This window comes from Limnohabitans sp., assembly GCF_046052765.1.
Classification (GTDB): domain Bacteria; phylum Pseudomonadota; class Gammaproteobacteria; order Burkholderiales; family Burkholderiaceae_C; genus Limnohabitans.
The window spans coordinates 1-24,914 of record NZ_JAVLFQ010000064.1 but is presented as its reverse complement, the minus strand read 5'-3'; the positions used below and the strand labels follow the sequence as shown (position 1 = coordinate 24,914).

The 24,914-nt window shown below is 52.9% G+C and carries 25 protein-coding genes; 7 read left to right on the top strand and 18 right to left on the bottom strand.

Annotated features, from left to right (window positions below):
• Positions 1-13: 13 nt before the first annotated feature.
• The 14 genes from AC9UG7_RS08930 to arsH all read right to left on the bottom strand — a co-directional run bounded on the left by AC9UG7_RS08930 (position 14) and on the right by arsH (position 11,221).
• Positions 14-766, bottom strand: coding sequence for an SDR family oxidoreductase (locus tag AC9UG7_RS08930; RefSeq protein WP_509586744.1), 753 nt, complete (start codon positions 764-766; stop codon positions 14-16).
• 20 nt (positions 767-786) lie between these two features.
• Positions 787-2,220, bottom strand: a complete 1,434-nt coding sequence (locus AC9UG7_RS08925; protein ID WP_509586741.1) for an aldehyde dehydrogenase family protein — start codon at positions 2,218-2,220, stop codon at positions 787-789.
• A gap of 21 nt (positions 2,221-2,241) precedes the next feature.
• Positions 2,242-2,913, bottom strand: a complete 672-nt coding sequence (locus tag AC9UG7_RS08920) for an ABC transporter ATP-binding protein (protein ID WP_509586738.1) — start codon at positions 2,911-2,913, stop codon at positions 2,242-2,244.
• Entirely contained in the window at positions 2,913-3,656 is a 744-nt protein-coding gene (locus AC9UG7_RS08915; protein ID WP_509586735.1) for an ABC transporter ATP-binding protein, read from the bottom strand. Before AC9UG7_RS08915 ends, AC9UG7_RS08920 begins: the two co-directional genes overlap by 1 nt.
• Positions 3,653-4,594: a branched-chain amino acid ABC transporter permease gene (locus tag AC9UG7_RS08910; protein WP_509586732.1), complete on the bottom strand. Its 942-nt coding sequence runs from the start codon at positions 4,592-4,594 to the stop codon at positions 3,653-3,655. Before AC9UG7_RS08910 ends, AC9UG7_RS08915 begins: the two co-directional genes overlap by 4 nt.
• Position 4,595: 1 nt before the next feature.
• Positions 4,596-5,501 carry a branched-chain amino acid ABC transporter permease gene (locus tag AC9UG7_RS08905; protein ID WP_509586729.1) on the bottom strand — a complete coding sequence of 302 codons (906 nt, stop codon included), beginning with the start codon at positions 5,499-5,501 and terminating at the stop codon, positions 4,596-4,598.
• A gap of 122 nt (positions 5,502-5,623) precedes the next feature.
• On the bottom strand, positions 5,624-5,905 hold the full coding sequence (locus tag AC9UG7_RS08900) for a DUF427 domain-containing protein (protein ID WP_509586726.1): 282 nt from the start codon (positions 5,903-5,905) through the stop codon (positions 5,624-5,626).
• Positions 5,902-6,864, bottom strand: a complete 963-nt coding sequence (egtD, locus tag AC9UG7_RS08895; RefSeq protein WP_509586723.1) for an L-histidine N(alpha)-methyltransferase — start codon at positions 6,862-6,864, stop codon at positions 5,902-5,904. The genes AC9UG7_RS08900 and egtD overlap by 4 nt, the downstream gene beginning before the upstream one ends.
• Before the next feature lie 10 nt (positions 6,865-6,874).
• Positions 6,875-8,080 (bottom strand): ergothioneine biosynthesis protein EgtB, encoded by a 1,206-nt coding sequence (gene egtB, locus AC9UG7_RS08890; RefSeq protein ID WP_509586720.1) that lies wholly within the window; start codon positions 8,078-8,080, stop codon positions 6,875-6,877.
• A 17-nt stretch (positions 8,081-8,097) separates the two neighbouring features.
• Positions 8,098-8,460 (bottom strand): glutaredoxin domain-containing protein, encoded by a 363-nt coding sequence (locus AC9UG7_RS08885; protein WP_509586717.1) that lies wholly within the window; start codon positions 8,458-8,460, stop codon positions 8,098-8,100.
• Between the two features lie 74 nt (positions 8,461-8,534).
• Positions 8,535-8,948 carry a type II toxin-antitoxin system PemK/MazF family toxin gene (locus tag AC9UG7_RS08880; protein ID WP_509586714.1) on the bottom strand — a complete coding sequence of 138 codons (414 nt, stop codon included), beginning with the start codon at positions 8,946-8,948 and terminating at the stop codon, positions 8,535-8,537.
• On the bottom strand, positions 8,945-9,223 hold the full coding sequence (locus AC9UG7_RS08875; RefSeq protein WP_509586711.1) for a hypothetical protein: 279 nt from the start codon (positions 9,221-9,223) through the stop codon (positions 8,945-8,947). The genes AC9UG7_RS08880 and AC9UG7_RS08875 overlap by 4 nt, the downstream gene beginning before the upstream one ends.
• A 328-nt stretch (positions 9,224-9,551) precedes the next feature.
• Positions 9,552-10,073: a DinB family protein gene (locus AC9UG7_RS08870; RefSeq protein WP_509586709.1), complete on the bottom strand. Its 522-nt coding sequence runs from the start codon at positions 10,071-10,073 to the stop codon at positions 9,552-9,554.
• Positions 10,074-10,519: 446 nt separating this feature from the next.
• Positions 10,520-11,221: an arsenical resistance protein ArsH gene (gene arsH, locus AC9UG7_RS08865; protein ID WP_509586706.1), complete on the bottom strand. Its 702-nt coding sequence runs from the start codon at positions 11,219-11,221 to the stop codon at positions 10,520-10,522.
• An 82-nt stretch (positions 11,222-11,303) separates the two neighbouring features.
• On the opposite strand from arsH, the gene AC9UG7_RS08860 reads away from it, so the two are divergent.
• A complete protein-coding gene (locus tag AC9UG7_RS08860; protein WP_509586703.1) occupies positions 11,304-13,058 on the top strand; it encodes a cation:proton antiporter in 1,755 nt (584 codons plus the stop codon).
• A 203-nt stretch (positions 13,059-13,261) separates the two neighbouring features.
• Positions 13,262-13,804, top strand: a complete 543-nt coding sequence (locus tag AC9UG7_RS08855) for a hypothetical protein (RefSeq protein WP_509586700.1) — start codon at positions 13,262-13,264, stop codon at positions 13,802-13,804.
• A gap of 5 nt (positions 13,805-13,809) precedes the next feature.
• On the opposite strand, the gene AC9UG7_RS08850 is transcribed toward AC9UG7_RS08855, so the two are convergent.
• A complete protein-coding gene (locus AC9UG7_RS08850) occupies positions 13,810-14,955 on the bottom strand; it encodes an alpha/beta fold hydrolase (RefSeq protein ID WP_509586697.1) in 1,146 nt (381 codons plus the stop codon).
• A 49-nt stretch (positions 14,956-15,004) separates the two neighbouring features.
• Positions 15,005-17,317, bottom strand: a complete 2,313-nt coding sequence (locus AC9UG7_RS08845; protein ID WP_509586694.1) for a xanthine dehydrogenase family protein molybdopterin-binding subunit — start codon at positions 17,315-17,317, stop codon at positions 15,005-15,007.
• On the opposite strand from AC9UG7_RS08845, the gene AC9UG7_RS08840 reads away from it, so the two are divergent.
• The 5 genes from AC9UG7_RS08840 to ntrC all read left to right on the top strand — a co-directional run bounded on the left by AC9UG7_RS08840 (position 17,309) and on the right by ntrC (position 22,908).
• On the top strand, positions 17,309-18,139 hold the full coding sequence (locus AC9UG7_RS08840) for a competence/damage-inducible protein A (protein ID WP_509586691.1): 831 nt from the start codon (positions 17,309-17,311) through the stop codon (positions 18,137-18,139). The two genes, AC9UG7_RS08845 and AC9UG7_RS08840, sit on opposite strands and share 9 nt — an antisense overlap.
• Positions 18,140-18,341: 202 nt before the next feature.
• Entirely contained in the window at positions 18,342-19,757 is a 1,416-nt protein-coding gene (glnA, locus tag AC9UG7_RS08835) for a type I glutamate--ammonia ligase (protein ID WP_509586688.1), read from the top strand.
• 92 nt (positions 19,758-19,849) lie between these two features.
• Positions 19,850-20,257 (top strand): hypothetical protein, encoded by a 408-nt coding sequence (locus AC9UG7_RS08830; RefSeq protein ID WP_509586685.1) that lies wholly within the window; start codon positions 19,850-19,852, stop codon positions 20,255-20,257.
• 1 nt (position 20,258) lies between these two features.
• Positions 20,259-21,326 carry a nitrogen regulation protein NR(II) gene (glnL, locus tag AC9UG7_RS08825; protein ID WP_509586814.1) on the top strand — a complete coding sequence of 356 codons (1,068 nt, stop codon included), beginning with the start codon at positions 20,259-20,261 and terminating at the stop codon, positions 21,324-21,326.
• A 49-nt stretch (positions 21,327-21,375) separates the two neighbouring features.
• Positions 21,376-22,908: a nitrogen regulation protein NR(I) gene (ntrC, locus tag AC9UG7_RS08820; RefSeq protein ID WP_509586682.1), complete on the top strand. Its 1,533-nt coding sequence runs from the start codon at positions 21,376-21,378 to the stop codon at positions 22,906-22,908.
• Positions 22,909-22,977: 69 nt separating this feature from the next.
• On the opposite strand, the gene xth is transcribed toward ntrC, so the two are convergent.
• Both xth and bioB read right to left on the bottom strand, forming a co-directional pair.
• Positions 22,978-23,760, bottom strand: a complete 783-nt coding sequence (gene xth / locus AC9UG7_RS08815; protein ID WP_509586679.1) for an exodeoxyribonuclease III — start codon at positions 23,758-23,760, stop codon at positions 22,978-22,980.
• Positions 23,761-23,768: 8 nt separating this feature from the next.
• On the bottom strand, positions 23,769-24,767 hold the full coding sequence (gene bioB / locus AC9UG7_RS08810; RefSeq protein WP_509586676.1) for a biotin synthase BioB: 999 nt from the start codon (positions 24,765-24,767) through the stop codon (positions 23,769-23,771).
• Between the last annotated feature and the right edge of the window lie 147 nt (positions 24,768-24,914).

Below are 24,914 nucleotides of genomic sequence, written 5' to 3'. Positions count from 1 at the left end.
CTCCTGGAGATTTTTAAATGGTTCGGCCGCCGTCGACGGGCATTTCCAGCCCGGTGAAAAACTCAGCAGCATCGCTGGCAAGAAAAACCGCAGCAGCGGCCACATCGCTGGCTTGGGCAAAACGTCCCAGCGGTATGGTGCCTAGAAATTTTGCGCGGTTGGTCGGTGTATCAGGCAAGCCCATGAAGTCTTCAAACAAACCGGTGACACCCATGACAGGGCAAATGGCGTTGACGCGGATGTTCTCGGGGCCGAGTTCGACAGCCATGGATTTAGACAACAGGTTGACTGCGCCTTTGGATGCGTTGTACCAAGACAGTCCCGGGCGCGGACGAATACCTGCGACTGAGCCGATGTTCAAAATCACCCCATGCTTGTTTTGGCGCATCAACGGCACGACTGCATGGGCCATGTGAAAAATAGATTTCACGTTGACTGCAAATACCTTGTCGAACATGGCTTCATCGACTTCCAGCATGGGTCTGTTTGTGTGTGTGGTGCCCGCGTTGTTCACCACGATATCGGGAATGCCGAATGTGCTTACACAATGCTTCACCAAGGCCTGCACCTGGTCTGCGCGGGTGACATCGCAAGTGAACGCGCTGGCGTTTGCGCACAAAGCACTGGCGACGCGTTTGGCGGCATCCCCATTGATGTCAGCAACGATCACGCGCGCGCCCTCGTGCACATAGGCTTGTGCAATACCTTCACCAAAGCCGCCACCTGAACCGGTAACGATGGCAATTTTGTTTTTCAACTGAGTCATCTTGCTGCTTTCAAAAAATATTAACCATGGTATTGAATAACTGTCTTGGTGGAGCTCATTTCTTCTAGCGCCAGAAAACCTTTTTCACGTCCGTGACCGCTGCGTTTGACACCGCCGAATGGCAGTTCGACACCGCCACCGGCGCCGAATGAATTGATAAACACCTGCCCGCATTTCAGCGACTTGGCCACGCGTTGTTGACGCCCGCCGTTTTCGCTCCACACCGCTGCCAGCAAGCCGTAGTCGGTGCTGTTGGCGAGTGCAATGGCGTGCGCTTCATCGGTGAAAGACATGGCGGCCAACACTGGGCCAAACACTTCTTGTTGCGCCAACGGGCTGTCGTTGGGCACATGACCGAACAACGTAGGTGTCACGTAATAACCAGCGGCAGGTACGCCGGGGTCAATCTGTCCTTGTGCAAGCACAGGGTAACCGGCGGCTTTGGCTTGTTCGATGAAGCGGTTGACGCGTTGTTGTTGAGAAGGATTGACGACAGGACCGCAGTCCAGGTTCATCTCTGGAGTGCCGACGCGTACCTGTTTGAATTTTTCAGCCACAAGTGCGAGGAATGTGTCGTGAATGGATTGCTGAACCAGCAAACGGCTGCCTGCCGTGCAAGTCTGACCCGTGTTTTGAATGATGCCGCGCACAACCGTGGCAGCAGCTAATTCCAGATTGGCGTCTTCAAACACCAGATGCGGTGATTTACCGCCAAGCTCTAACGTGCATTTCACTGCGTGCTTGGCGGCGGCTTGTTGAATCAACACACCGACTTCGTTAGAACCGGTGAAGCTGATGAAGTTGATGTCCGGATGGTTTGACAACGCCGCACCGGCTTCTTCCCCCAATCCACTGACGATATTCAAAGCGCCAGCGGGGAATCCAGCTTGCAAAGCCAATTCAGCGATACGCAAACAACTCAGACAAGCGTCTTCAGCGGGCTTGACGACCACGGCATTACCCATGGCCAAGGCGGGTGCGATGCTGCGACCCATCATTTGCGCAGGATAGTTCCACGGAATGATGTGCGCCGTCACGCCCAAAGGCTCGCGCAGCAGGTTCACTTGGTAGCCGTTTAGAAAAGGGATCACCTCGCCATGCACTTTGTCTGCAGCGCCGCCGTAAAACTCGAAATAACGCGATAACACCACCATGTCATTGCGTGCGGTGCTCATGGGTTTACCAGTGTCACGGGCTTCAAGCAAAGCCAGTTCATCGGCATGCTCAGTGACCAAGAGGCTGAGTTTCATCATCAAGCGACCACGCTCGGTGGCACTGAGTTGACCCCAATCACCGTTTAAAGCGCTTCGAGCGGCATGCACTGCCAAGTCAATGTCTTTGACGTCTCCTCGGGGAATGTGTTCAAACACTTGGCCGTCGACAGGTGAGCGGACTTCTAATGTTTGCCCGCTGATGGCTTGGCAGGACTTGCCGTTAATGATCATGTGTGCCATGTGTCGTCTTTCTGAAAAACTTTAAGAGGTAATTGAAGCATCCAAGCTGAGTGAACCACGCTCCAGCAGCCAAGTTTGGGCGGGCATGTCGCGCAACAAACTGGCATTGGATTCAGTGATGATCACACTCAAGGCAGGGCGCAACTGACGCAAGCGACCTATGGCTTGCACATATTGCTCTGCGAGCACAGGGGCGAGACCTTGTAACGGCTCATCCAGCAACACCATGCGTGTACCCGTTATCAAGGCGCGACCCAATGCCACCATTTTTCCTTGACCGCCTGATAAGGCCGCACCTGAACGTGCCAGCATGGGCTCAAGTTGAGGTATCACTTCCAGCGCTGCATCTAAGCGTGATTGGGTTTCTGCAGCCGACAAGCCCAGTACCTCAGCAGGTAAGCGCAAGTTATCCAAAACGGACAGCGTGGGAAAAATCACCCTGTCTTCTGGGGCATAGCCTATGCCCAATGAAGTGCGTTGGTGTGCAGGTGTATGCAATAATTCGGTTTGATCGAATAACAACTGTCCTGACTTGGCGGGCACCAGCCCCATGATGCTGCGAAGCAATGTGGTTTTGCCGGCGCCGTTGCGTCCGATCAATGCGACTGTGGTGCCGGTCAATACATGGGCATGGATACGACGCAGCACTTGAATACCCGCGAGTTCAACTGAGAGTTGATCAATCAGCAACATCAGCGCGTCCCCAAAATTTCTAAACGCACTTGCGGTTGCTGAAGTACATCATCGGGTTCACCGTCAGCAGCAATCCGCCCGCCAATCCAAGCAGCTACACGCGTGGCATAACGCTTGACAATGTCAATATCGTGTTCGACAAACCAACTCGTGACTTGCCGCTCTGCCAAGGCTTGCATGACGGTGTCCATCAGTTGTATTTTGCTGTCGGAGCCGACGCCACTGGTGGGTTCATCCATGATCATCAGTTGCGGCTTGAGCATCAACGCCATCGCCACGTCTAACAATTTGCGTTCACCTTCGGGCAAAGCCAGCACAGGTAAATCGGCACGTTCGTGCAATCCCACCAAACGCAATGTGTCGTTCACTTCGCTGACATCAACAGCGTCAGACAAGGCGACAAACCACGACATATGGCCGGTACGCGCTGCTGCTGCAATTTCCAAACATTGTTTGACTGTGTGGTCGACAAACAATTGGGGCAATTGAAATGACCGGCCTAGACCCATTCGGACCAAGTGCCGCGGTTGGCGATCGGTCACATCTTGACCGTTGAACATCACCGTGCCTTGGTCAGGTTTTAAAAATCCGGTGCAGATATTGATGAAGGTGGTTTTGCCTGCGCCGTTTTGTCCGATCACGGCCAGGCGCTCACCATGTTGCAAATCAAAATCGATGTTGTCTGCGGCAATCACACCCCCAAATCGCAGACACAGGTTGCGGGTGCTTAACAATGCTGTCATGCATCCTCCTGATGTCTGTGAATAGACTTGCGACGCATCAAACCGACAATGCCGTCGGGTGCGAGGATGATGACAAATATCAACGTCAAACCCAGCAGCATTTGCCAAATGCCCGTCATGTACGCAGCGGCAAACAGCTTGACTGTCTCAAAAACAGCGGCACCGAGAAATGCACCGATGGCATGACCCGATCCACCGAGCACAGCAATGAAGACATATTCCCCAGAGTGCAACCAAGCGCCGATATCGGGTGTCACCAGTCCTTGCACCATGGCAAACAAAGCCCCTGACAAACCCACCAGCAAGGCAGACAATACATAGGCTTGCCACAAAATCAAACGAGCCGACAAACCCAAATATTCCAAACGGGTTTCATTGGTTTTGATGCCAGCCAAGGCTTCGCCTGCCGCAGATTTGAAATACCTTTGTACCAGCCAAACCATACCCACCACACACATCACCACCACTATCAGCAAACTGCTTTCAAAGTCTGCCCGCTCTAAGGTGAAGCCCAGCAGCGTGGGACGCTCCATGCGCAAGCCGTCGGTGCCACCTGACCAGTTGTACATCTTGCCCAGCATGGCAAACACCACCATGCTGAGTGCGAGATTGAGCATGCCGAAAAATATGCCCCGGTAACGCACCATGAATAATCCAATCACAGCACCCGCCAGACCACTGACCAGCAGGGCTGCTGATAACAAAACGATGCCATCAATGGCAGGGTATGCGCGGGTCACAAAGGCCACGGTATAAGCGCCTATGGCTGCATACAAAGCGTGGCCAAAAGAAACTTGTCCGGCGCGCATCATGACCGATACACCCAGACTTGCCAGTCCATAACACAAGCCCATGATCAGCGGTGTTTTGCTCCAGGGAAATTGCCAACCCAGAAGCAAACAGAGTATGGCGCCGACAAAACCGATCATATTCAACATGTCAAATCCTGCGCGCCTGAGCAACGGTAAACAGTCCGTCAGGTCGTACCAACAGCACCAAGGCCATGATTAAGTAGGGCACGGCCACTTCCCATTCTGGCGCGAGATACACAGCAGCAGAGCGCGTCAGTCCAATCATCAATGAAGCCAACAATGCGCCAGTGATTTGCCCCATGCCTGCGGTTGCCACGACTGCAAATGAAAGCACGATCATGTCGGCACCTGCGCCTGGCACCATGGAGGTTGTCGGTGCGGCCATGGCGCCACCCAAAGCACCTAAGGTGGCACCTAGTACAAAGGTCAGCCAGCCTACACGTTTGGCATTGATACCTAAAGCCGTCGCCATTTCACGGTGGTGCGTGACCGCCACCACTTGTCGTCCGGTTGATGTGAAGCGCAGAAAAAACATCAGCCCTGCATAACTGATCAAGGCCATCAGAGGAATTAGCACCAGTTGGTAACTCGTGTAGGTGACATTGAAAAAATTGACGGTGCCCAGTCGACCAATGATGTCAGGCGCGGAGTAAGGTTGCGTGCCCCAAATCAGTCGTTGCACATCTTCCAGCACCATGAAGCCAGCGAAAGTCATCAGTAACTGCTGCACCGGATCGCGCCCTTGAATACGGCGCAACAAACCTGCTTCAATCGCAGTTCCCAACACCAGTCCAACCATCAACGCAGCAATTGGCAAGACCAGCAGCAGTAAAAAAGTAGAGGGCGTGTTTTGCATGACTTGCAAACTCAAGGTGCAAGCTGCATAGCCGCCGAAAGCATACAAGGCACCGTGCGCGACATTGACAATACCCATGACCCCGCAGATCAGCGTCAAGCCTAGCGACACCATGAACAACAGCCCGGCATACGACACACCATCGGCCACAGCCAGCAGCACCAGATCCAAGTTCATATAAGCGACTATCTATCAAGCGAAAGCCGTTATTGTGGCTGAGATTGCACCTCAATTCGAGGAGTATCTGGGGTTTACCCTAGTGGGTAAAGCCGTAAATTGCAGCGCAACTGACGCGGTTGTTACTCAACGACCTTCACGCCTTTCCAAAACGCCACGCGGCCACGGATTTCTTCGGCCTGTGGCTTGGGATCTGCGTAGTACCAAACCGCATCGTTGTTCAATTCACCGTTGACCAGCAGCGACAAGTAGCTGGCCTGGCCTTTCCATGCACACAAGGTTTTGTGGTTGCTTGGGGACACAAAGTTTTTGTTCAAAGCATCTGCGGGAAAGTAGTGGTTGCCTTCAACCAAAACAGTGTCGTTGCTTTCTGCAACCACGGTGTCGTTCCAAATGGCTCTCATACTGAAGTCTCCTGTGAGTGGGGAATATTCAGCCAAAGCAGGCCGAAAAGATGTTGCGGGTCGGTCCAAACCGGACCGGCTTGCAAGCCTGCTGATTGTGCAGCCTGTTGTATGCCTGCAATGGTGAATTTGTGTGAATACTCGGTGTGCAGTGTTTCGCCTGCATCGAACGCATACGACTGACCATTCAAATGCACGGTTTGCGCTTTCAGGCTGAGCAAATGCATTTCAATGCGTTGCAGGGGTGCGTTGTAAAAAGCACTGTGCGCAAATTGGCTGAGATCAAAGTTGCAGCCGAGTTCACGGTTGGCGCGTGTCAGCAGATTCAGGTTGAACGCAGCGGTCACGCCTTGAGCGTCGTTGTAGGCCGCGTGCAAAACATCGGGCGACTTGATCAGGTCAACACCGAGCAGCAATGCGCCGCCTGCCAAGTGTTGAGCGCAGTTTTGAAAAAATATGTGCGCTTGCTGGGGCGAAAAATTGCCAATCGTCGAGCCTGGAAAAAATGCCACGCGCTTTTCCGCACCCGGCAAGGGCGCGGGCAATTGCCAGTCGCTGGTGTAGTCGGCCACCATAGGCTGTATGTGTAAGAAGGGAAATTCTTCTTTTAACAAACCACTCGCTGCTTGCAAATGCGAACCGGATATGTCCATAGGCACGTAACGCGCAGGTTGGCTGGCGGCATTCAACAGCAAACGTATTTTTTGCAGCGAGCCCGCACCGAACTCGATGATGTCTGCGTGTTCGCCCATGTGCTGCGCCATATCGCTTGCATGCGTTTGCAAAATGGACAACTCGGTGCGTGTCGGGTAGTACTCGGGCAATTCGCAAATGCGGTCAAACAGCGCAGAGCCTGCTTGGTCGTAAAAATATTTTGGTGAAATGCTTTTAGGCAAGAGCGACAAAGCCGCTTGCATGTCCTGCATGAAGTGCAGGCTTTCAGTATCTGGAGCGGTCATGTTGAAAGGTTTATAAATCTTTGGCAAGGCGCAAACCGCTGAACTGCCAACGCGCATGCGCAGGGAAAAAATTGCGGTAGGTGTGGCGACTGTGTTGCGATGAGGTGGCCAGACTGCTGCCGCGCAACACTTGCTGGCCGACCATGAATTTGCCGTTGTACTCGCGCACCGCACCGCTGGCGGGCACAAAGCCAGGGTAGGGCTCGTAGGCGGAGCGGGTCCATTGCCACACTTGTGCATGCATATCTTGTATTTCTGTGTGAGTGCTGGCGACTTCCCATTCAAATTCAGTAGGCAATCTGGCACCTGCCCATTGTGCAAATGCAGATGCTTCGTAAAAACTCAGGTTGGCTACCGACGCTTGCAGGTTTAAGGGCTGCACACCATTCAAACCAAATACCTGCCATTGCTCAGACGGGGCGCGCGGGTCTTGAGGGGCCAACCAGTAAAGCGGGCATTGCCAATCGTTTTGCAACACTTGCGCGCGGCCTTCGGACAACCACAAGTCGGCGTTGTCGTAACCGCCGTCTTGAATGAACGCCAGATACTCGCCGCAGTTCACCAAACGGTTGGCGATCTGAAAGCCTTGCACAAATCGCTGGTGCGCCGGGCTTTCGTTGTCAAACGCAAAACCTGTTGCATCAACGGCACGACCTAAGGTGCGTAAACCTTCATCAAAGCTCAACCATTGCAACTCTGCGTGGCTGGCGTTTGCGTGTTTGAAGTGTGCGTCGTAAGCGGGTAGCAGCGGGTTGCATGAAAGTAAATGCAGGGCATCGGTGAGCAGCAATTCCTGGTGTTGTTGTTCGTGGTTCAGACCGAGTTCAATCAAGGCCAAGGCTTCGCCAGAGAGTTTGCTTTCGTTCAAAAGCAATTGCTGCATGGCTGCATTCACGTGTTCGCGAAAAGCCAGCACTTGCGACAAAGCAGGGCGGGTCAACAAGCCGCGTTGCGGACGCGGGTGGCGCGGCCCCAGTGCTTCGTAGTAAGAGTTGAACAAATAAGCAAAGGCCTCGTCAAACACCTGGTAGCCGGGCAGGTAAGGCAGCAAGACCACGTTTTCAAAAAACCAGCTGGTGTGTGCCAAATGCCACTTGGTCGGGCTGGTGTCCGGCATGGATTGCACGCACTGGTCCTCGGCGCTCAAAGGCGCGGAGAGCTTCAAAGTGTGTTGACGTACAGCAGCGTAACGGGCGGATAAAGTGTTCAAAGGCATTCAGCCCATCTTAAGCTTCAAGTGGGTTTCTTTAATTCACCCGAGGCGATCAGGGCTTTCACGTCTTTGGCACCGCCCACAAACACTTGATTGACAAACACCATGGGAAATGTGGGCCAGCCGGTCCACATTTTCAAGGCATTGCGACGGCGCCATTGGCTAAGGTAACTGCCGTATTCCAAGTAATGCACCGCAAAGCCTGCATCGGCCAGCGCTTCACGCGCCTGCTTGACCATGGGGTTTTGCGCCATGCCAACAACAACCACAGCGTGTTGTTGCACCGCTTGTTGCACTTCAGTGACGATGTCTTGATGGTGCTGGGCAATGGTATTGCGGATAGCGGGGTGTATGTGGTCGGTGGCGAGGATGGGGCGGTTCATAGGGGTGCGGGAAAAGTGAGAGAGAGGAGAGTCTACGCTGTACAAATGTCAGTGGCTTGTTTGGTTTTGGGTAATTATCTAAACATGGCCGCTCGGTAAGCCGCTTCAACTGCGTGAACCACGGTCGCATGCAGGGTGCCCATTTTGGGTGAGTTGCCAAATGGGTTGCGCGGCGGTGGTTTGAAATAGCGATCGGACCAAGGTAAATCCAGCATCAGTTTGAAATCAAATTTGGTGTCGTAAGCGAGTCCTGCCAGTGCGTAAGCCGCTGGGTGCATGGTGTGGGTAATGGCTATTTCACCGGTTTTAAGGCGCCTGACGTTTTGCGATGTGCCGTACACCACAGAAACGATTGCACCGTCTTCGCGCTCATCTACTTGGATGACCAAGGCGGGTCTTGGTTTGGGGCCAGGCTCCATTTTGGGAATCTGTGGAAACAAACACCAAACGATATCTCCAGGCGCTGGTAGTGTCCAGTTGTTCTTCATTTAAACAATGTGGCTTTGGACAGGGACTTACCTGATGGCATGTGCGCTTTTGCGTCATTACGCAATGCGTTGAGTTGTGAGGCTTTCAGCGGCCCGTCATCAGGTTCGTAGGCGGGCAGTACATCGTTGGCAAATTTGGACAAAGCCATATGTATGACTTGTGTTTCGTTCATATCCAATTCTTTGGCCATGGCTTTGACAGTACCCCGAGTCACGCCAGATTGTGTGTCCTTAGACCGGAATTTAACCAACAGGCTATCGCTTGTAGTTGACATAAAAACCTCCTTTTAATATATACAAACTATATACTAATTACATCCGTGTGATCAGTCTTCTTCAAAAAAATCTGTGTCCAATCGCTTCAAGGCAAAGGTCTGGGCTGTGGATACGCCCAAGTTGTGTTCGATCATCAAGGCGGCAAGGCAGCAAGGCGGCTTCTTCGGAGTGAATGACTTTTTTGTGGGATTGGGTGCTTGTGACTGCGTCCCAGGTTGGTTTTGTGAAGTGCGGCAGTCAGCGGACTACCAGTGCTCACGCGCGACACGCGTCGCTATCAAACCTATTTCCCGGGCGTCAATCTCATTTCGCCGCCATAAAGCAGCTTTATTGGAATGTGGAATTCACGTTTTCAAACCTCGGCATAAACGGCAAATCGGTAGACCCGATATCAATGCCTTGCTGAGTCAGCACAGTGGTTAATTGCCCCCGATGGTGTATTTGGTGGTTGAACACATGCGTCACCAATACCCAGTGCGGCGCGGTGCGTTGACTGCCGTCTACCTTGCTCACATAGGTCAGTGTTTGCGCCAGCCATTCAGGTGTCAAGCTGCCGGCCCAAATACAAAGTCGTGCATCTAACTTTTCACGCTGTTTGCTCAAGGCTTGAAACCCGCCGAACAAATCTTGACCCATGGGTGGCACTTCTAAAGGTTCGCCGGTGAAGCGCGATAAAAATGCCAAGTCTGAATAAGCAATGTGATTGAGCGTCAAGTAAATGGATTTGAAGAACGCCCCTTTGTCGGCGTGTAATTCCTTTTCTGGCAGCAAAGCGCAAACCCTAACTAGCTTGTCGTTCATCCATTGGTTGTAGTCGGCCATCAACTGGCAGTAAGCGGCGTCAATCATGGGCAGGTCGCTTCAGTAGGTCAACGGGTTGGGCCTGGTTTGCTTGCGTGCATATGTTCATCCACACCATCCTACATCTGTGGACTGACCCTCATTTATCGTTGTCAACCTACGTACCAAATGGTGGCATAGCAATTGCTGGTAACAGGCAACTGTTTAACGACAACTGTCAAACGAAACAACCGTCAAGACTCACCGTGAATATCCCGCCCCCGCCGCTTTGTCAGACTTGTAAATTCCTGATGCCTTCGCCATCGGCTAAGACGGGGCTACGCTGTGGCTTTGATTATTTCAAGGCCTCAGAGATCGCGCGTAAATTCAAGCTGATGTCGCACTTTCCCGAGGTCAAGTTGGACAACGCCTGCGAAAAGTGGGATCCAAAATAGTGCTCGCTTGGAGGTATGGCACTGACTTGGTGCTTGCCAAACCATCAAACACTCAAACACTCAAAGTACTTTGGGGTCCAGAGGCTGTGCTTCTTTGCGCTCGCTGTACCTGTCCACCAGATAGTCTGATACAGAGCGTGTCAGCAAGGTGAACTTCACCAGCTCCTCCATCACGTCCACCACGCGGTCGAAATATGCCGATGGTTTCATTCGTCCGTTATCGTCAAATTCCTTGTACGCCATAGCAACTGATGATTGATTGGGTATGGTGATCATGCGCATCCAGCGTCCCAGCACCCGCATTTGGTTGACCGCATTGAACGACTGCGAACCTCCACTGACTTGCATGACTGCCAGCGTTTTTCCTTGAGTTGGTCGTACCGCTCCCAGCGCTAACGGTATCCAGTCGATTTGTGTCTTCATGATGCCTGTCATCGCGCCGTGTCTCTCGGGTGAGCTCCACACCATGCCTTCACTCCATGTGCACAGTTCGCGCAGTTCGACCACTTTCGCATGGGTATCGGGTGCGTCGTCGGTCAGCGGCAAACCACTGGGGTTGAAAAAACGCGTCTCACAGCCCATGGCTTGTAACAAGCGGGCTGATTCTTCGGCCAGCAAACGGCTGAATGAACGCTCGCGCAGCGAGCCGTAGAGCAGCAAGATTTTGGGTGGGTGATGAAGCAACTTGGCGCCGTGCAGTTTCTGGTTGTCTGGGATGTCCAGCAGGTCCTGCCGCAACTGCGGTAAATCTTGTGTGCTCATGAAAATGGTCAATATTTAGGAAGTAATAACTTTGTGGCATCGCTGCAGGTTGTCATGTTAACCACCTAACATTGAACCTGTGATGACTCCCTTAGAAACCACGCTCATTTATTTATTGTTCGCTGTCGTCGGCGTGGTCGGTTGTCGTTTATTGCATTTGCCCGCCATGTTGGGCTATTTGATCGCTGGTATTTTTCTGTCGCAAGGCGGCGCATTGATCGCGCAAAACGAAGTTGCGGTGGCGTCAGTCGCTGAAATGGGCGTGGTGTTGTTGATGTTTGTGATCGGCCTGGAATTCAACCTACCCAAGCTGATGCGTTTGCGTCATATGGTGTTTGGCTTTGGCATGGCGCAAGTCTTGTTGACCTTGCTCGGCAGTTTGCTAGGACATTTTTTATTGTCTGAACTCATGGCTTATTTGCAGTTACCCTGGGATTTACGCTGGCAGGGTGCCGTCGTGTTGGGTGCTGCGCTGGCCATGTCCAGCACTGCCATTGTGGTCAAGATGATGGCTGAGCGGTCCGAGCTAGATACGCAGCACGGCCGCCGTGTTGTCGGTGCCTTGTTGTTTCAGGATTTGGCCGTTGTGCCTTTGCTGGTGTTGATTCCTGCGTTGGGTCAAATGAATGAAGGCAATGTCTGGACCGAGTTATCTACTGCCATGTTGAAAGCCGCTGTGCTGGTGGGATTGCTGCTGTGGGGTGGCCAAAAGATCATGCGCGTATGGTTGCGCATCGTCGATAAACGCAACAGCGAAGAGCTGTTCATGCTCAATATTTTGTTGATCACATTGGGCTTGGCTTGGTTGACTGAGCATGCCGGTTTGTCCATGGCCATGGGTTCGTTCATGGCAGGTATGTTGATTGCAGAGACTGATTACAAGCACCGCGTGGAAGAAGACATACGGCCTTTTCACGATGTGTTGCTGGGTTTGTTTTTCATCACCTTGGGCATGAAACTCGATTGGCAGGTGTTGCAAATGCAATGGCCTTGGGTGTTGGTGTTGGCCTTTGTACCTGTGCTTGTCAAAGCGGTACTGATCGCAGTATTGGCCTACGCCGGAGGTGCGAGCAACGGCGTGGCGGCACGCACAGGCATTTACCTGGCGCAAGCCGGAGAATTTGGTTTTGTGCTGTTAACGCTGGGTTTGGCGCAAGGCTTGATTGATCCGCGCTGGTCCAACCCAGTACTGGCCGCGATGGTGTTGTCCATGCTCGCCACGCCTTTTTTGATTCAATACGCCGACCGACTGGTCTACCGTTTTTCACCCGACGATTGGCTGAGTCAATCATTACAAATCACCAATATCGCCAGTCATGCCATGGCCATCGACCACCATGTATTGGTGTGCGGTTTTGGCCATACCGGACGCAACCTGTGTCAATTGCTGGAGCAGCAATCCATTTCTTATATCGCGTTGGACGTCAACCCTGAGGTGGTCAAGAATGCGGTGCTTGATGGTCACCATGTGGATGTGGGCGATTCGTTTCAACTCTCCAACCTTGCATCTGCTGGATTGAACCGTGCGTCTGCGGTGGTCGTGAGTTTTGATGACACGGCAACCGCCTTGCGTGTGATTGAACTGGTCAAGCTTCACGCGCCCCAAGTGCCTGTGATTGTGCGAACCCGAGATGCCCACGACATGCAGCTGCTCAAGCTGGCCGGCGCGCACGAGGTGATTCCTGATGCCTTCGAAGTGAGCTTGAGTCTGGCCACCCATACCTTGGGATTGCTGGGCTTGACAGATGAAAAAATTAATCAATTGGTATTTACTCAGCGTCATTCACAGTATGCTGGGTTGAAGGAATACGCTGGAAATACCTCGGATAAACCCTAGGTTTTTATTTTTTTCATTAAATTTATAGAATTGGAGCCGATAACTACCAAATCTGATAAATCTATTTGCTGGGTTTGAGGCGCAGCTGGTGGACGGTATTCAGTCATTCCATACATTTTTTTAAGGTGAAGCCCATGTCCGAAAGCGTTTTCAAAACCATACCCAACACATTGGCACCCTGTGCCTGTTGCACCCCTCCCTCCATGACTCGTTCCGCGGGTATGGGCCGTCGTCAATTTTTGAATTGGGGTGCCGCCGGCGCTATGGCAACCGGTTTGGCGCTGTCAACGCCTGGCGCGAGCTGGGCAGGTGGCGGTAACTACGAATCCATGCTGGTCAACTGTATCGACCCTCGTTTCACCACACTCAGCTGGCAGTACATGGGTTTGTTGCAAGGTGTCAGCCGCGACAAGCTGGAAGACAACTACAGCCATTTCGTCATGGCCGGCGGCCCTATTGGTGCTGTGCATCCCAAGTTTGAAGCTTGGCACAAAACCTATTGGGATAATTTGGACATCACCGTTTCATTGCACCACATCAAACGCGTGGTCGGCGTGACCCACCGTGATTGCGGTGCGGCCAAACTGGCATTTGGTGAAGCCGCCGTGTCCAAGCGCGAAAGCGAAACAGAGGCACATGCCGAAGCCTTGGCAACGTTTCGCGATATGGTGAAAAAACGCCATCCCAAATTGAGCGTGATCACCGGCATCATGGACGTCAGCGGTAAGGTTGACCTGGTCGGTTAATCAGCTCAAAGCTGATTCAAGAAGTCTAGCAAGCGCGAGGTGACCCGTTGCGCTTGCTCTTGTTGTACCCAGTGACCTGCGTCTGGTATCAAATCGCAGAACCGCATATCCGTACACGCACTGGTTTGCATTTTTTCAAATGCACCGGGCACCTGGTAAATCCCCCAGTCTGAGGCGCCGGCGATAAACGCAGATGGCACACGGATGGTTTGACCACTGAATTGGGCTAATCGCATGTATTCTTGCTTGTCTGTGCCACAGCGATACCACTGCAAGCCGCCTTGGTAACCCCGTCTGCCGTACTCAGCCGAATACACCGCCAAATCTTTTTCTGGTAACCACTGACACAAGGCAATTTCTTCTGAGCTGGGCATGAACTCAGCCACTGCTTGCGCCATGTTTTTGTCCAAAGGCATCACGTAATAGTGAGGCAATTCGGCAAGCTGGTCTGCCTGCCATGACTGCAACCTGTAGGGCTGGTTTGCTTTCCAATCAGCGCTTTTGACATGGTAGTAAGCGCGCATAAAGTCATGCAGACCTTGCGGCGCACGCCACATGTCTTCGTTGGCGTGTGGTCCGGAGTAGTACCACTGGTAATGCTGACGCGGCGGATTTAAATCCGCCAACGCATGGACCTCTGCGGTCAAGTGCGCATAGACTTGCTCACCCACATCAGCGTTCGGCGGTCCGGCAAAGGGTGCACTCATCATCACCACGCTTTGAAATACATCAGGCCTAGTCAATGCGCACCATGCAGCAACAGGAGAGCCGAAGTCATGCCCGATCAGTGCGTGCACATGGGTGTGTCCCAAGGCTTTGACAAGCGCCAGCACATCATCCACCAGTTGCAGCATATGGCTGGCTCGCCAATCCCCATCCAATCTGTCATCGCCTCCGTGGGTGCGGCCATAGCCGCGTTGATCGGGTGCAACCACATGGAATCCTGCTCGCGCCAGATCGTTCATTTGATGACGCCAACTGAAAGCAAGCTCTGGGAAACCATGTAACAACAGCACTAAAGGCTTGCTGGGCGTTGTTGTGGTGTCATGACCGGCTTCCAACACGTGCATATCCAAACCGGTAGCGATAGGTATCTGGCGTGAACGTATGCCTAAGGGTAAGGGCAGGGGCGGCAGTGCAGCGTGAGTCATACAGATTACTTTCTGAGTAGCTAACCCAACATGCTAGAAAAAATCTGACTCAGGTGGTGGAGTCAGTCAGTGCCAGCGGCAGCGAACGCAAACGCTGACCCGTCAAAATGTACAAGGCATTGGCCACGGCAGGTGCAATCGGTGGTGTTCCTGGTTCGCCCACACCTTCTGGCGAATGCTCACTGGGCACAATGAATGTTTCCACCACCGGCATCTGAGGCAACCGTAACAATGGGTAGTCGTGAAAATTGCTTTGCTGAACCCGGCCTTGATCCAGTTGTATGTGACCATAAAGCGCGGCCGACAGTCCAAAAGCCACCGAGCCTTCGATTTGCTGTGCGATCAAATCTGGGTTGACAGCGGTGCCGCAGTCAATCGCGCACCACACCCTGTGCACTCTGATTTTTTTATCAGTTGCAGATACTTCGGCTACTTGCGCGACGATGCTGCCAAAGGATTCATGCAAGGCCAAACCCATGGCACGCAGACTGCCATCGGTATGTTGATAGGGCACCGCTTTCCAGCCACTTTTCTCTGCAGCCAGTTGCAGCACACGCGCATGGCGCGGGTGGTTTTTGAGCAGAGATAAACGCATGGCGAGCGGATCCAACGCTGCTTCACGGGCGACTTCGTCCATGAAACTTTCCTTGAAAAACGCTTGGTGCGAATGACCTACCGAGCGCCAGAATCCCACCGGAATCGGCAAGTCCACCGCGCAGTGACCCATGCTGGCATTCGGCCATTCATAGGCTTGGTCAAAAGCACCTTCAGCGGTTGTTTTGTCTGGCCCGCCGCCTGGCACGCCAAACATACGGCTCAGCACTTGCGGCACGATGGCTTGGCTGGCCGATGTGTTTTGCCATGCCAGCAATTGCCCTTTTTCATCCAAGCCCGCAGTGAAACGGCTGACGCATGCAGGGCGGTAAAAGTCGTGTTGCAATTCCTGACTGCGGTCCCACAACAGTTGCACAGGCGTTCCTGTGCAAGCTTTGGCAATGAAAGCCGCCTGAGCGATCACATCCATTTCTAGGCGTCTGCCAAATCCGCCGCCCAGTAAGGTCAAATGCAGTTGCACTTTGTCGCTTGCAATATCCAAGACCTTGGCCACCACGTGGCGTGCCAAATCGGTGATTTGGGTGGAGGCCCATACCTGTGCGTTGCCATCTTTAAAAAGCACAGTGCAATTGAGCGGCTCCATCGGTGCATGCGCCAAATAAGGTGCGCTGTATTCGGCCTTCAACAACTTGGCAGATCCACCGATCGCTTTTTCGACATCGCCATTTGAAAAATACGTGAATTCGCTTTTGCTGTCTAAAGCGGATTTGAAGGTCTGTTGAATGGTTTTGTCTGAGATATCGGTTGCTTTGCCCTTGCCCCATTGAATGGGAAGTGTGCGCAAACCTTTCATGGCTTGGTACGTGGATTGCGCCACTACCGCCACACCTGTGGTGCTGCCATACATTTCAGGCAAGGCCAAGATTTTTTGAACCCCGGGCATGGATTGCACCTGCGTGCCATCGAAACTTTGCAATGTTCCGCCTAACTCCGGGTTCATCGCTACACATGCAAACAGCATGCCTTGTGGTCGAACATCCATGCCAAAGACAGCGCTGCCGTCTACTTTGGATGCGACTTCTAAACGCGGCATGCTTTGACCGATGAGTGTGAATTGGCCTGTGGTTTTCAGCTTGACTTGTTTCGGTGGAGCCTGGGTTGACGCCAAAAGGGTCAACTCGCCCATCCGTGCTGACTTGCCAGAGGCGTGAGAGACCACGCCATCTTTGACCGATATCTCATCGGCTGCTACTTGCCATTGCGATGCAGCAGCAGCCACCAGCATGGCGCGTGCACTTGCACCGGCCTCACGCATGGGCAGCCACAAGTCCTTGATGCTTGAGGACCCGCCGGTCATCATCAAGCCAAACTCGCGCATGGTTTTACCGGTCAGTTGTTGAGCGACTTCCTTGAGTTTGCCGTGGTTATCGGGATGAAAAGGCAAACCATCTGCAGCCACCGCCTGGTTGTTGTAAATGTTGTCTATGGGTGCTTGTTCGATGCGTACTTGGTCCCAGCGGGCATCTAATTCATCTGCCAACAGCATGGCCAGACCTGTATAAACACCTTGACCCATTTCGCTGCGGCTCATCACCACCGTCACGCTGTCATCATCGCCAATACGCACCCAGCCGTTGTAAGCCGGTTGACCTTTGATGTCTTGCAATGGCAGGGAGGTGCGCATTCTTTGTCTGGAAGGCAACATACCCCAACCCACCACCAAAGCACCAGTGCCAATCGCCAGTGCGCCCAATAGGTGTCTTCTTTTCACTTTTCTGTCCTTGTTAGGATTGCTTGTATGAACCATTCAACCACAGTGCCTGATTTCGGCCTGATCATCGTCGGTGATGAAATATTGTCCGGTAAACGTCAGGATAAACATTTGTCCAAGGTCATCGAATTGATGTCTTCGCGTGGACTCAGTTTGAGCCACGTGGATTATGTCGGAGATGACCCGCAGCGTTTGACGCAAACTTTACAGCGTGCCTTTGAGCATAGCGGCGTGGTGTTTTCGTGCGGAGGCATTGGCGCGACTCCGGATGACCACACGCGTCAGGCTGCTGCTGCTGCGCTGGGTGTGCCCTTGGTTTTGCACCCACAAGCAGAGCAATTGATTCGCGAGCGCACGCGGGATGTGGCGCAAGAGCAAGGACTGCCTTATGAGCCTATGCGTGAAGACAATATGCACCGTTTGAACATGGGTCGATTTCCGCAAGGGGCATCCATCATTCCCAACCCTTACAACAAGATACCTGGCTTTACTTGTCAGGGGAAAGCGGGGACCGTGCATTTTGTGCCTGGCTTTCCAGTCATGGCCTGGCCGATGCTCGATTGGGTTCTTGATCAGTTTTATGCGGGCTTTGCACGCATTGGCCAGCGCATGGAAAAATCAGTCATCGTCATGGGATCGATGGAAGCCACACTCACACCATTGATGGAAGCGGTTGAAGCCGAGTTCACAGGTATCAAGGTGTTTAGCTTGCCAAGCGTAGACCATCCCGAGTACGGCCGGCATATTGAGCTCGGTGTCAAAGGGCCGGTTGGGCAGGTAGAACTGGCATTTGTTAGCTTACTCAAGGGTTTGAGTCATTTTGGTGCGCAATTAGGCCCCGAATTAGTGCGAAATTAGTTTTGCACTAATTCGGTGCGGCACTGAAAGCTTGCACATGGAATGGTTTTGATGTTTTTGCTAGCTGCAAGTCCCATCAGGGGCACGGTTTGATCTGAACGCATGGTGCTTTCAACTTTTTTGTGACTTTTTGCCAAGTGGCATAAATCATGCACGACAATCATGAACTTTCTATTTCCCACTAACCTCTCAGGAGAAACTGATGGCCAAGACCGTCGCCGACGTCATGAAGGACGTCAAGGACAACGAAATCAAATTTGTTGACTTCCGCTTTACCGATACCCGTGGCAAAGAGCAGCACGTGACCGTGCCGATTTCAGCGTTCAACGAAGACAAATTTTCTGAAGGCCATGCGTTTGACGGTTCTTCCATCGCCGGTTGGAAAGGCATTGAAGCTTCTGACATGTTGTTGATGCCAGACGCCAACACCGCCTTTCTTGACCCCTTTTTCCAAGATCCTACTTTGGTCTTGTCTTGCGACGTGCTCGAACCCGGTGACGGCAAAGCCTATGACCGTGACCCGCGTTCAATCGCCAAGCGCGCGGAAGCTTATTTGAAAGCCTCCGGCATGGGCGACACCGCTTACTTCGGTCCCGAGCCAGAGTTCTTCATTTTTGACAACGTGCAGTGGGGCAATGAAATGTCCGGCGCGTTTTTCAAGATCGACGAATACGAAGCCCCTTGGAACAGTGGCGCCAAACTCGAAGGTGGTAATCATGGTCACCGCCCTACGGTCAAAGGCGGTTATTTCCCCGTACCTCCAGTCGACAGCACCCAAGACATGCGTGCCGAAATGGTCATGTTTCTCGAAGAAATGGGTATACCGGTTGAAGTGTTTCACCACGAAGTGGCTGGTGCCGGTCAAAACGAAATCGGTACCAAATTCAGCACTCTGGTTGAGCGTGCTGATTGGACACAAAAACTCAAATACGTGGTGTGGAACGTGGCCAATGCTCACGGCAAAACCGCCACCTTTATGCCCAAGCCCATTGTCGGTGACAACGGCTCAGGCATGCACGTTCACCAGTCCATCTGGAAAGACGGCAAAAACCTGTTCGCAGGCAAAGGTTATGCAGGTTTGAGCGATACCGCGTTGTTCTACATCGGCGGCATCATCAAGCATGCGCGCGCTTTGAACGCCATCACCAACCCGACCACCAACAGCTACAAGCGCTTGGTCCCTGGATTTGAAGCCCCGGTGAAACTGGCTTACTCCAGCCGCAACCGCTCGGCTTCTATCCGTATTCCTCACGTCGCATCCGACAAGGGCCGCCGTATCGAAGCACGTTTCCCCGATCCCATGGCCAACCCCTACCTGTGCTTTGCTGCACTGATGATGGCGGGTCTGGACGGCATTGAAAACAAAATCCATCCCGGTGAAGCTGCCACCAAAGACCTGTACCACTTGCCACCCGAAGAGGACGCATTGGTGCCGACCGTGTGTCACAGCCTCGACCAAGCGTTGGACTATTTGGACAAGGGTCGCGGCTTCTTGACCAAAGGCGGCGTGTTCACCGACAGCATGATCGATGCTTACATCGAACTCAAAATGCAGGAAGTCACACGTTTTCGCATGGCCACCCATCCGGTGGAATTCGACATGTACTACTCTCTCTGAGCACAGACATGCGAACCAATCTCGGGCTGCCAAGCCCGTGACCAGAGGGCGGCAGTATGCCGCCTTTTTTTTCATCTTCGATAGGAGGCGTCATGATCAAGCCAGTCAATGTCCTTTGTGTCATGGCCTGCTTGTGGTCGGCGAACGCTGTGGCACAGCAAACCACGCAACCGGTCTGGCGCTGTGGGCACGAGTTCACCAACCAACCGCGTCCCGGTCAGAATTGCCAGCAGGTGGACCTCCCAGCCGAGATCACCATGACGGCGCCGCGCAAACGTCAATCCCCCGACAAAGCCGCAGAACTTCCACCTATGCTTGTCATACCTCAAGTGGATATGAATGGACAAAGGCAGCGTGACGGCAACGCGAAAAGCATATTGAACGATGAGTTGGTGAAAACCCAAACACGTTGTTTGCAATTGCAGCCCAACAGCCCAGAGTTGGTGCGTTGTCGTGCAGATGAAGCCGCATTACGCCGTGAATTGGCGCGTGCGCCCTGAGATGGACAGCGCCATGCCTGAACAACGTTTCACTGCATTCGATTTGCTCGCAACCTTGGTGCTGGTGGTGAACACTGACAACCGAGTGCTGTTTGCCAATGCCTCCTTTGAAGATGTCATGGGCTTGTCGCGCCGCAGTTTGCAAGGTGTCGATGTGCCTGCATTGTTTGTCGATGAAATGGCTATCAGTCAATCCTTGGATGGTGCCAGACGTCATGATTTCTCGGCTTTGCGATTTGATGCACAACTCAAACGCCAGGGGGCGGAGCATTTTACCGTGCATGTGGTGGTGGCCTCTGCTGACAATGGGAGCGAAGTGTTGATCGAGTTGCTGCCCCAAGAAACGCAAAGCCGGCAAGACCGTGAGGAACGGCAGTTGGAGCACGCACAGGCCAACAAGGAATTGATCCGCAATTTGGCGCATGAAATCAAAAACCCGCTTGGCGGCATTCGTGGCGCGGCTCAGTTGCTGCAACTTGAATTGGATTCTCGAGATTTGACTGAATACACGCAGGTGATTGTGCGAGAGGCAGACCGTTTACAAACCCTGGTCGATCGCTTACTGGCACCGCACCGCCGTCCGCATGTGGTGGGCAATGTGAATATCCATGAAGTGTGTGAACGAGTGCGTACTTTGATACTCGCTGAATTTCCCAAAGGCTTGCAAGTACGGCGCGACTATGATATTTCGCTGCCCGAATTTCGTGGCGATATGGAGCAGTTGATTCAAGCGGTGCTGAATATCGCGCACAACGCAGCGCAAGCCTTGACAGATCGCATCAACGAGGGTGACGCATTCATTGTGTTGTCTACTCGTATTGCCCGACAAATTACCCTTGTGAAACACAGGTATCGGTTGGCACTGGAATTGCATGTGATTGACAACGGCCCCGGCATCCCCGAAGACCTCAGGGACCGTTTGTTTCATCCTCTGGTGTCTGGCCGAGATGGAGGCTCAGGTTTGGGATTGAATCTGGCTCAAACTTTTGTGCAACAACATCAGGGAGTGATTGAGTGTGACAGTCAAGCGGGGCGAACGGATTTCAAAATTTTGATTCCTTTGCCTTGAAACAAGTAAGCGCAAGCAAGCACCCAGAGACAACAGGCTAAGTAAACCCATGAAACCCATTTGGATCGTTGACGATGACCAGTCCATTCGCTTTGTACTGGAAAAGGCATTGATGCGTGAAAACCTGCCTACACGCAGCTTCACCAACCCCCGCGAAGTGTTACAGGCGCTGAACAATCTCTCTCCCGAGGACAGCCCGCAAGTACTGGTCAGTGACATTCGTATGCCAGGTGGTTCCGGATTGGACTTGCTGTCGCAAGTCAAAGAGCGTATGCCCGGCTTGCCAGTCATCATCATGACAGCATACTCTGACCTTGACAGCGCGGTGTCTGCATTTCAAGGCGGTGCATTTGAATATTTGCCCAAGCCGTTTGATTTGACCAAGGCTATAGAACTCATACGCAGAGCCTTAGAGGAAAGTCAGCGTGAAGCCGTGGGTGCGGTCGATGTTGACAGCACGCCAGAAATGCTAGGTCAAGCACCTGCAATGCAAGATGTGTTTCGCGCCATTGGACGACTCAGCCAAAGCAATGTCACTGTGATGATCACTGGTGAATCTGGCTCAGGCAAAGAACTGGTCGCGCGTGCTTTGCACAAACATTCGCAACGTGCAGCAGGGCCCTTTGTGGCCATCAACACTGCAGCGATTCCCAAAGATTTACTGGAAAGCGAATTGTTCGGCCATGAGCGAGGCGCGTTCACCGGTGCGCAAACCATGCGACGCGGCCGCTTCGAGCAGGCCGATGGAGGCACGCTGTTTTTGGACGAAATCGGCGATATGAAATTTGATTTGCAGACCCGTTTGTTGCGGGTGTTGAGCGACGGCAGTTTTTATCGTGTAGGTGGTCACAGCGCCATCAAAACCAATGTGCGAGTCATCGCTGCCACCCACCAAAATCTGGAGCAGCGTGTTGCCGAAGGATCTTTTCGCGAAGACTTGTTTCACCGTTTGAATGTCATTCGTTTGCGACTTCCGCCATTGCGTGAGCGGCACGAGGATATTCCGGTGTTGACACGTCATTTTTTACAACAAAGCGCACAACAGCTTGGCGTCGAGGCCAAGCGTATTTCAGATACTGCCATTGCCATGCTGCAAGACTTTGCGTTTCCAGGCAATGTGCGTCAGTTGGAGAATATTTGTCACTGGCTCACTGTGATGGCACCAGCTCAGGCGATTGAGCCCAAAGATTTACCTCCCGAAGTATTGAATCCAGCTGCTGTGCATGTGTCTGTGCCAAAAGCATTTAATGCAAGTGTCCAAGAATCCCCCGCCTCAGCCGAGGCTTTGTCTGCGGGCGTAACCGCGCCTTTGGTCCATGGCAGCACAGGTATAAGTATGCCCAAACCGTTGGTATTGAACATGCCCGGTGAAGATTGGCAAAGCGGTTTAGAGGCGCAAGCCATGGCCTTGTTGGTCGATGGTCGAACAGATGTGTGGGATGCATTGACCAAGCGCTTCGAAGCAACCTTGATACAAACGGCGCTGGCGCATACACGCGGTAGACGCATTGATGCAGCCAACAAATTGGGCATAGGCCGCAATACCATCACGCGCAAAATTCAGGAACTCGGTCTGGAGTGATGGCAAGCGCTGTTCGGTATTGGGTCGCGGTTAAGAGTGAGTACGTTCAGGTCTGGCTGAGTAGGGCGTTCAATTCAGGTTCAGTGTGACCACAACTGGCGTGTGATCGCTGGGGCGTTCGTTTTTGCGAGGCGCTTTGTCTATGTGGCAAGCCGCTACCTGCGTTTTCAATGCGGTAGACACCAGCACATGGTCTATGCGCAAACCCCGGTTACGGCGAAATGCAAATTCACGGTAATCCCACCAGGAATAACTTTTCTCTGGCTGATCGAACAGCCTGAAGGCATCGACCATTCCCAAATCGATCAGACCATGAAAATGTGCACGTTCTTCCTCGGTGCAATGGATGGTGCCGGCCAGCGCAATCGGGTCCCATACATCGCGGTCGTCCACGGTGATATTGAAGTCACCCATCAAAACCAATTTGTCGTGACGTGTCAGTTCATCTTTCAGCCATTGGTGTAACGCGTTTAGCCAGGTCATTTTGTAAACAAACTTGTCGCTGTCTGGCGCTTGGCCATTGGGGAAATATGCGCCGACCACGCGCACGCCATTGACCGTGCCGGTGATGACGCGCGCCATGTCGTCGGGAAAACCAGGGATGTTATGCACCACGTCAGTGATGGGGTGACGAGAAATAAGGGCCACACCGTTATAGGTTTTTTGACCAAAGAAAGCGACCTGATAACCAGCGGACTCAATCTCGGTTCGAGGAAATTTATCGTCTGTGGTTTTGGTTTCTTGCAAAGCAAGCACATTGATGGCTTCACTGCCGGTATGTGCGTTCAGCCAGTCGAGAACCTGCGGCAGACGTACGGTGAGAGAGTTGACGTTCCAGGTGGCGAGTTTCATTCAAACACTTAACTAGTGGTCATGCCCAATTTGCCCAGCAAAGCCTGATCGCGTTGCCAATCTGGGTTGCCAGTGGTCAAGAGTTTGTCACCGTAAAAAATGGAATTCGCGCCCGCCATGAAACACAGTGCCTGTATGGCTTCACCCATTTGCTGGCGACCGGCCGATAAACGAACGCGTGCCGTGGGCATGGTGATCCGGGCCACAGCAATGGTGCGAACAAACTCCAGCAGGTCTAGAGACTCGGTGCCATGCAAAGGCGTGCCTTCGACTTGCACGAGATTGTTGATGGGCACAGACTCGGGGTGAGGTTGCAGGTTGGCAAGTTGATGCACCAATCCTGCACGTTGCGCGCGGCTTTCGCCCATACCGACGATGCCACCGCTGCACACGTGCATGCCTGCGCTGCGCACATGCGCTAACGTGTCTAAGCGCTCTTGGTAATCGCGTGTGCTGATGATGTCGCCGTACAACTCTGGCGCGGTGTCTAGGTTGTGGTTGTAATAGTCCAGCCCCGCATCTTTCAAAGTGTCTGCTTGCGATGCGCTCAGCATGCCCAGCGTGCAGCAGGCTTCCATGTCCAAATCCTTGACGGTGCGAATCAGTTCTGCCACTTTTTCAATGTCGCGGTCCTTGGGTTCACGCCAGGCTGCGCCCATGCAAAAACGGCTGGCGCCGTTCTTTTTGGCTTCAACAGCGGCGGCTTTGACAGCATCAACATCCAACATCTTGGAGGCTTCCACACCGGTGTCGTAATGCACCGACTGCGGGCAATAACCGCAGTCTTCGGGGCATCCGCCTGTTTTGATCGATAACAAAGTAGAGAGTTGCACTTCGTTCGGGTTGAAGTGTTCGCGGTGAATTTGTTGGGCCTTGAACATCAAATCGTTGAAGGGCAGATTGAACAAGTCTTCGATGGTCTGGCGAGACCAACGTTCATTCGCAGGTACTGCGGCTTTGGAGGGCTTGATGAAATGAACGGTTTGTGGTGTGGCTGTGGTAGGCATGGGCATGTGCGGGGATGGCTAAGACTCTTGAATATAAAGTAAACGGGTCATGGTAATTGGGTAATTAGGGTCAGGGTAATTGGGGTCAGATACCAACTGTCTCTTATACACATCTGACGCTGCCGACGATCTTACGCGTGTAGATCT

Bases quoted from the DNA above. Each gene is read 5' to 3' on its own strand.
- AC9UG7_RS08920 (WP_509586738.1), bottom strand. From the start codon at position 2,913: ATGTTGCTGATTGATCAACTCTCAGTTGAACTCGCGGGTATTCAAGTG.
- AC9UG7_RS08875 (WP_509586711.1), bottom strand. From the start codon at position 9,223: ATGTCAACTACAAGCGATAGCCTGTTGGTTAAATTCCGGTCTAAGGAC.
- AC9UG7_RS08845 (WP_509586694.1), bottom strand. From the start codon at position 17,317: ATGGTTCATACAAGCAATCCTAACAAGGACAGAAAAGTGAAAAGAAGA.
- AC9UG7_RS08905 (WP_509586729.1), bottom strand. From the start codon at position 5,501: ATGAACTTGGATCTGGTGCTGCTGGCTGTGGCCGATGGTGTGTCGTAT.
- AC9UG7_RS08880 (WP_509586714.1), bottom strand. From the start codon at position 8,948: ATGAAGAACAACTGGACACTACCAGCGCCTGGAGATATCGTTTGGTGT.
- bioB (WP_509586676.1), bottom strand. From the start codon at position 24,767: ATGCCTACCACAGCCACACCACAAACCGTTCATTTCATCAAGCCCTCC.
- glnL (WP_509586814.1), top strand. From the start codon at position 20,259: ATGGACAGCGCCATGCCTGAACAACGTTTCACTGCATTCGATTTGCTC.
- AC9UG7_RS08915 (WP_509586735.1), bottom strand. From the start codon at position 3,656: ATGACAGCATTGTTAAGCACCCGCAACCTGTGTCTGCGATTTGGGGGT.
- AC9UG7_RS08870 (WP_509586709.1), bottom strand. From the start codon at position 10,073: ATGATTGACGCCGCTTACTGCCAGTTGATGGCCGACTACAACCAATGG.
- ntrC (WP_509586682.1), top strand. From the start codon at position 21,376: ATGAAACCCATTTGGATCGTTGACGATGACCAGTCCATTCGCTTTGTA.
- AC9UG7_RS08860 (WP_509586703.1), top strand. From the start codon at position 11,304: ATGACTCCCTTAGAAACCACGCTCATTTATTTATTGTTCGCTGTCGTC.
- AC9UG7_RS08885 (WP_509586717.1), bottom strand. From the start codon at position 8,460: ATGAACCGCCCCATCCTCGCCACCGACCACATACACCCCGCTATCCGC.
- AC9UG7_RS08830 (WP_509586685.1), top strand. From the start codon at position 19,850: ATGATCAAGCCAGTCAATGTCCTTTGTGTCATGGCCTGCTTGTGGTCG.
- AC9UG7_RS08840 (WP_509586691.1), top strand. From the start codon at position 17,309: ATGAACCATTCAACCACAGTGCCTGATTTCGGCCTGATCATCGTCGGT.
- arsH (WP_509586706.1), bottom strand. From the start codon at position 11,221: ATGAGCACACAAGATTTACCGCAGTTGCGGCAGGACCTGCTGGACATC.
- glnA (WP_509586688.1), top strand. From the start codon at position 18,342: ATGGCCAAGACCGTCGCCGACGTCATGAAGGACGTCAAGGACAACGAA.
- egtB (WP_509586720.1), bottom strand. From the start codon at position 8,080: ATGCCTTTGAACACTTTATCCGCCCGTTACGCTGCTGTACGTCAACAC.
- AC9UG7_RS08855 (WP_509586700.1), top strand. From the start codon at position 13,262: ATGACTCGTTCCGCGGGTATGGGCCGTCGTCAATTTTTGAATTGGGGT.
- AC9UG7_RS08930 (WP_509586744.1), bottom strand. From the start codon at position 766: ATGACTCAGTTGAAAAACAAAATTGCCATCGTTACCGGTTCAGGTGGC.
- AC9UG7_RS08910 (WP_509586732.1), bottom strand. From the start codon at position 4,594: ATGTTGAATATGATCGGTTTTGTCGGCGCCATACTCTGTTTGCTTCTG.
- xth (WP_509586679.1), bottom strand. From the start codon at position 23,760: ATGAAACTCGCCACCTGGAACGTCAACTCTCTCACCGTACGTCTGCCG.
- AC9UG7_RS08925 (WP_509586741.1), bottom strand. From the start codon at position 2,220: ATGGCACACATGATCATTAACGGCAAGTCCTGCCAAGCCATCAGCGGG.
- AC9UG7_RS08900 (WP_509586726.1), bottom strand. From the start codon at position 5,905: ATGAGAGCCATTTGGAACGACACCGTGGTTGCAGAAAGCAACGACACT.
- AC9UG7_RS08850 (WP_509586697.1), bottom strand. From the start codon at position 14,955: ATGACTCACGCTGCACTGCCGCCCCTGCCCTTACCCTTAGGCATACGT.
- egtD (WP_509586723.1), bottom strand. From the start codon at position 6,864: ATGACCGCTCCAGATACTGAAAGCCTGCACTTCATGCAGGACATGCAA.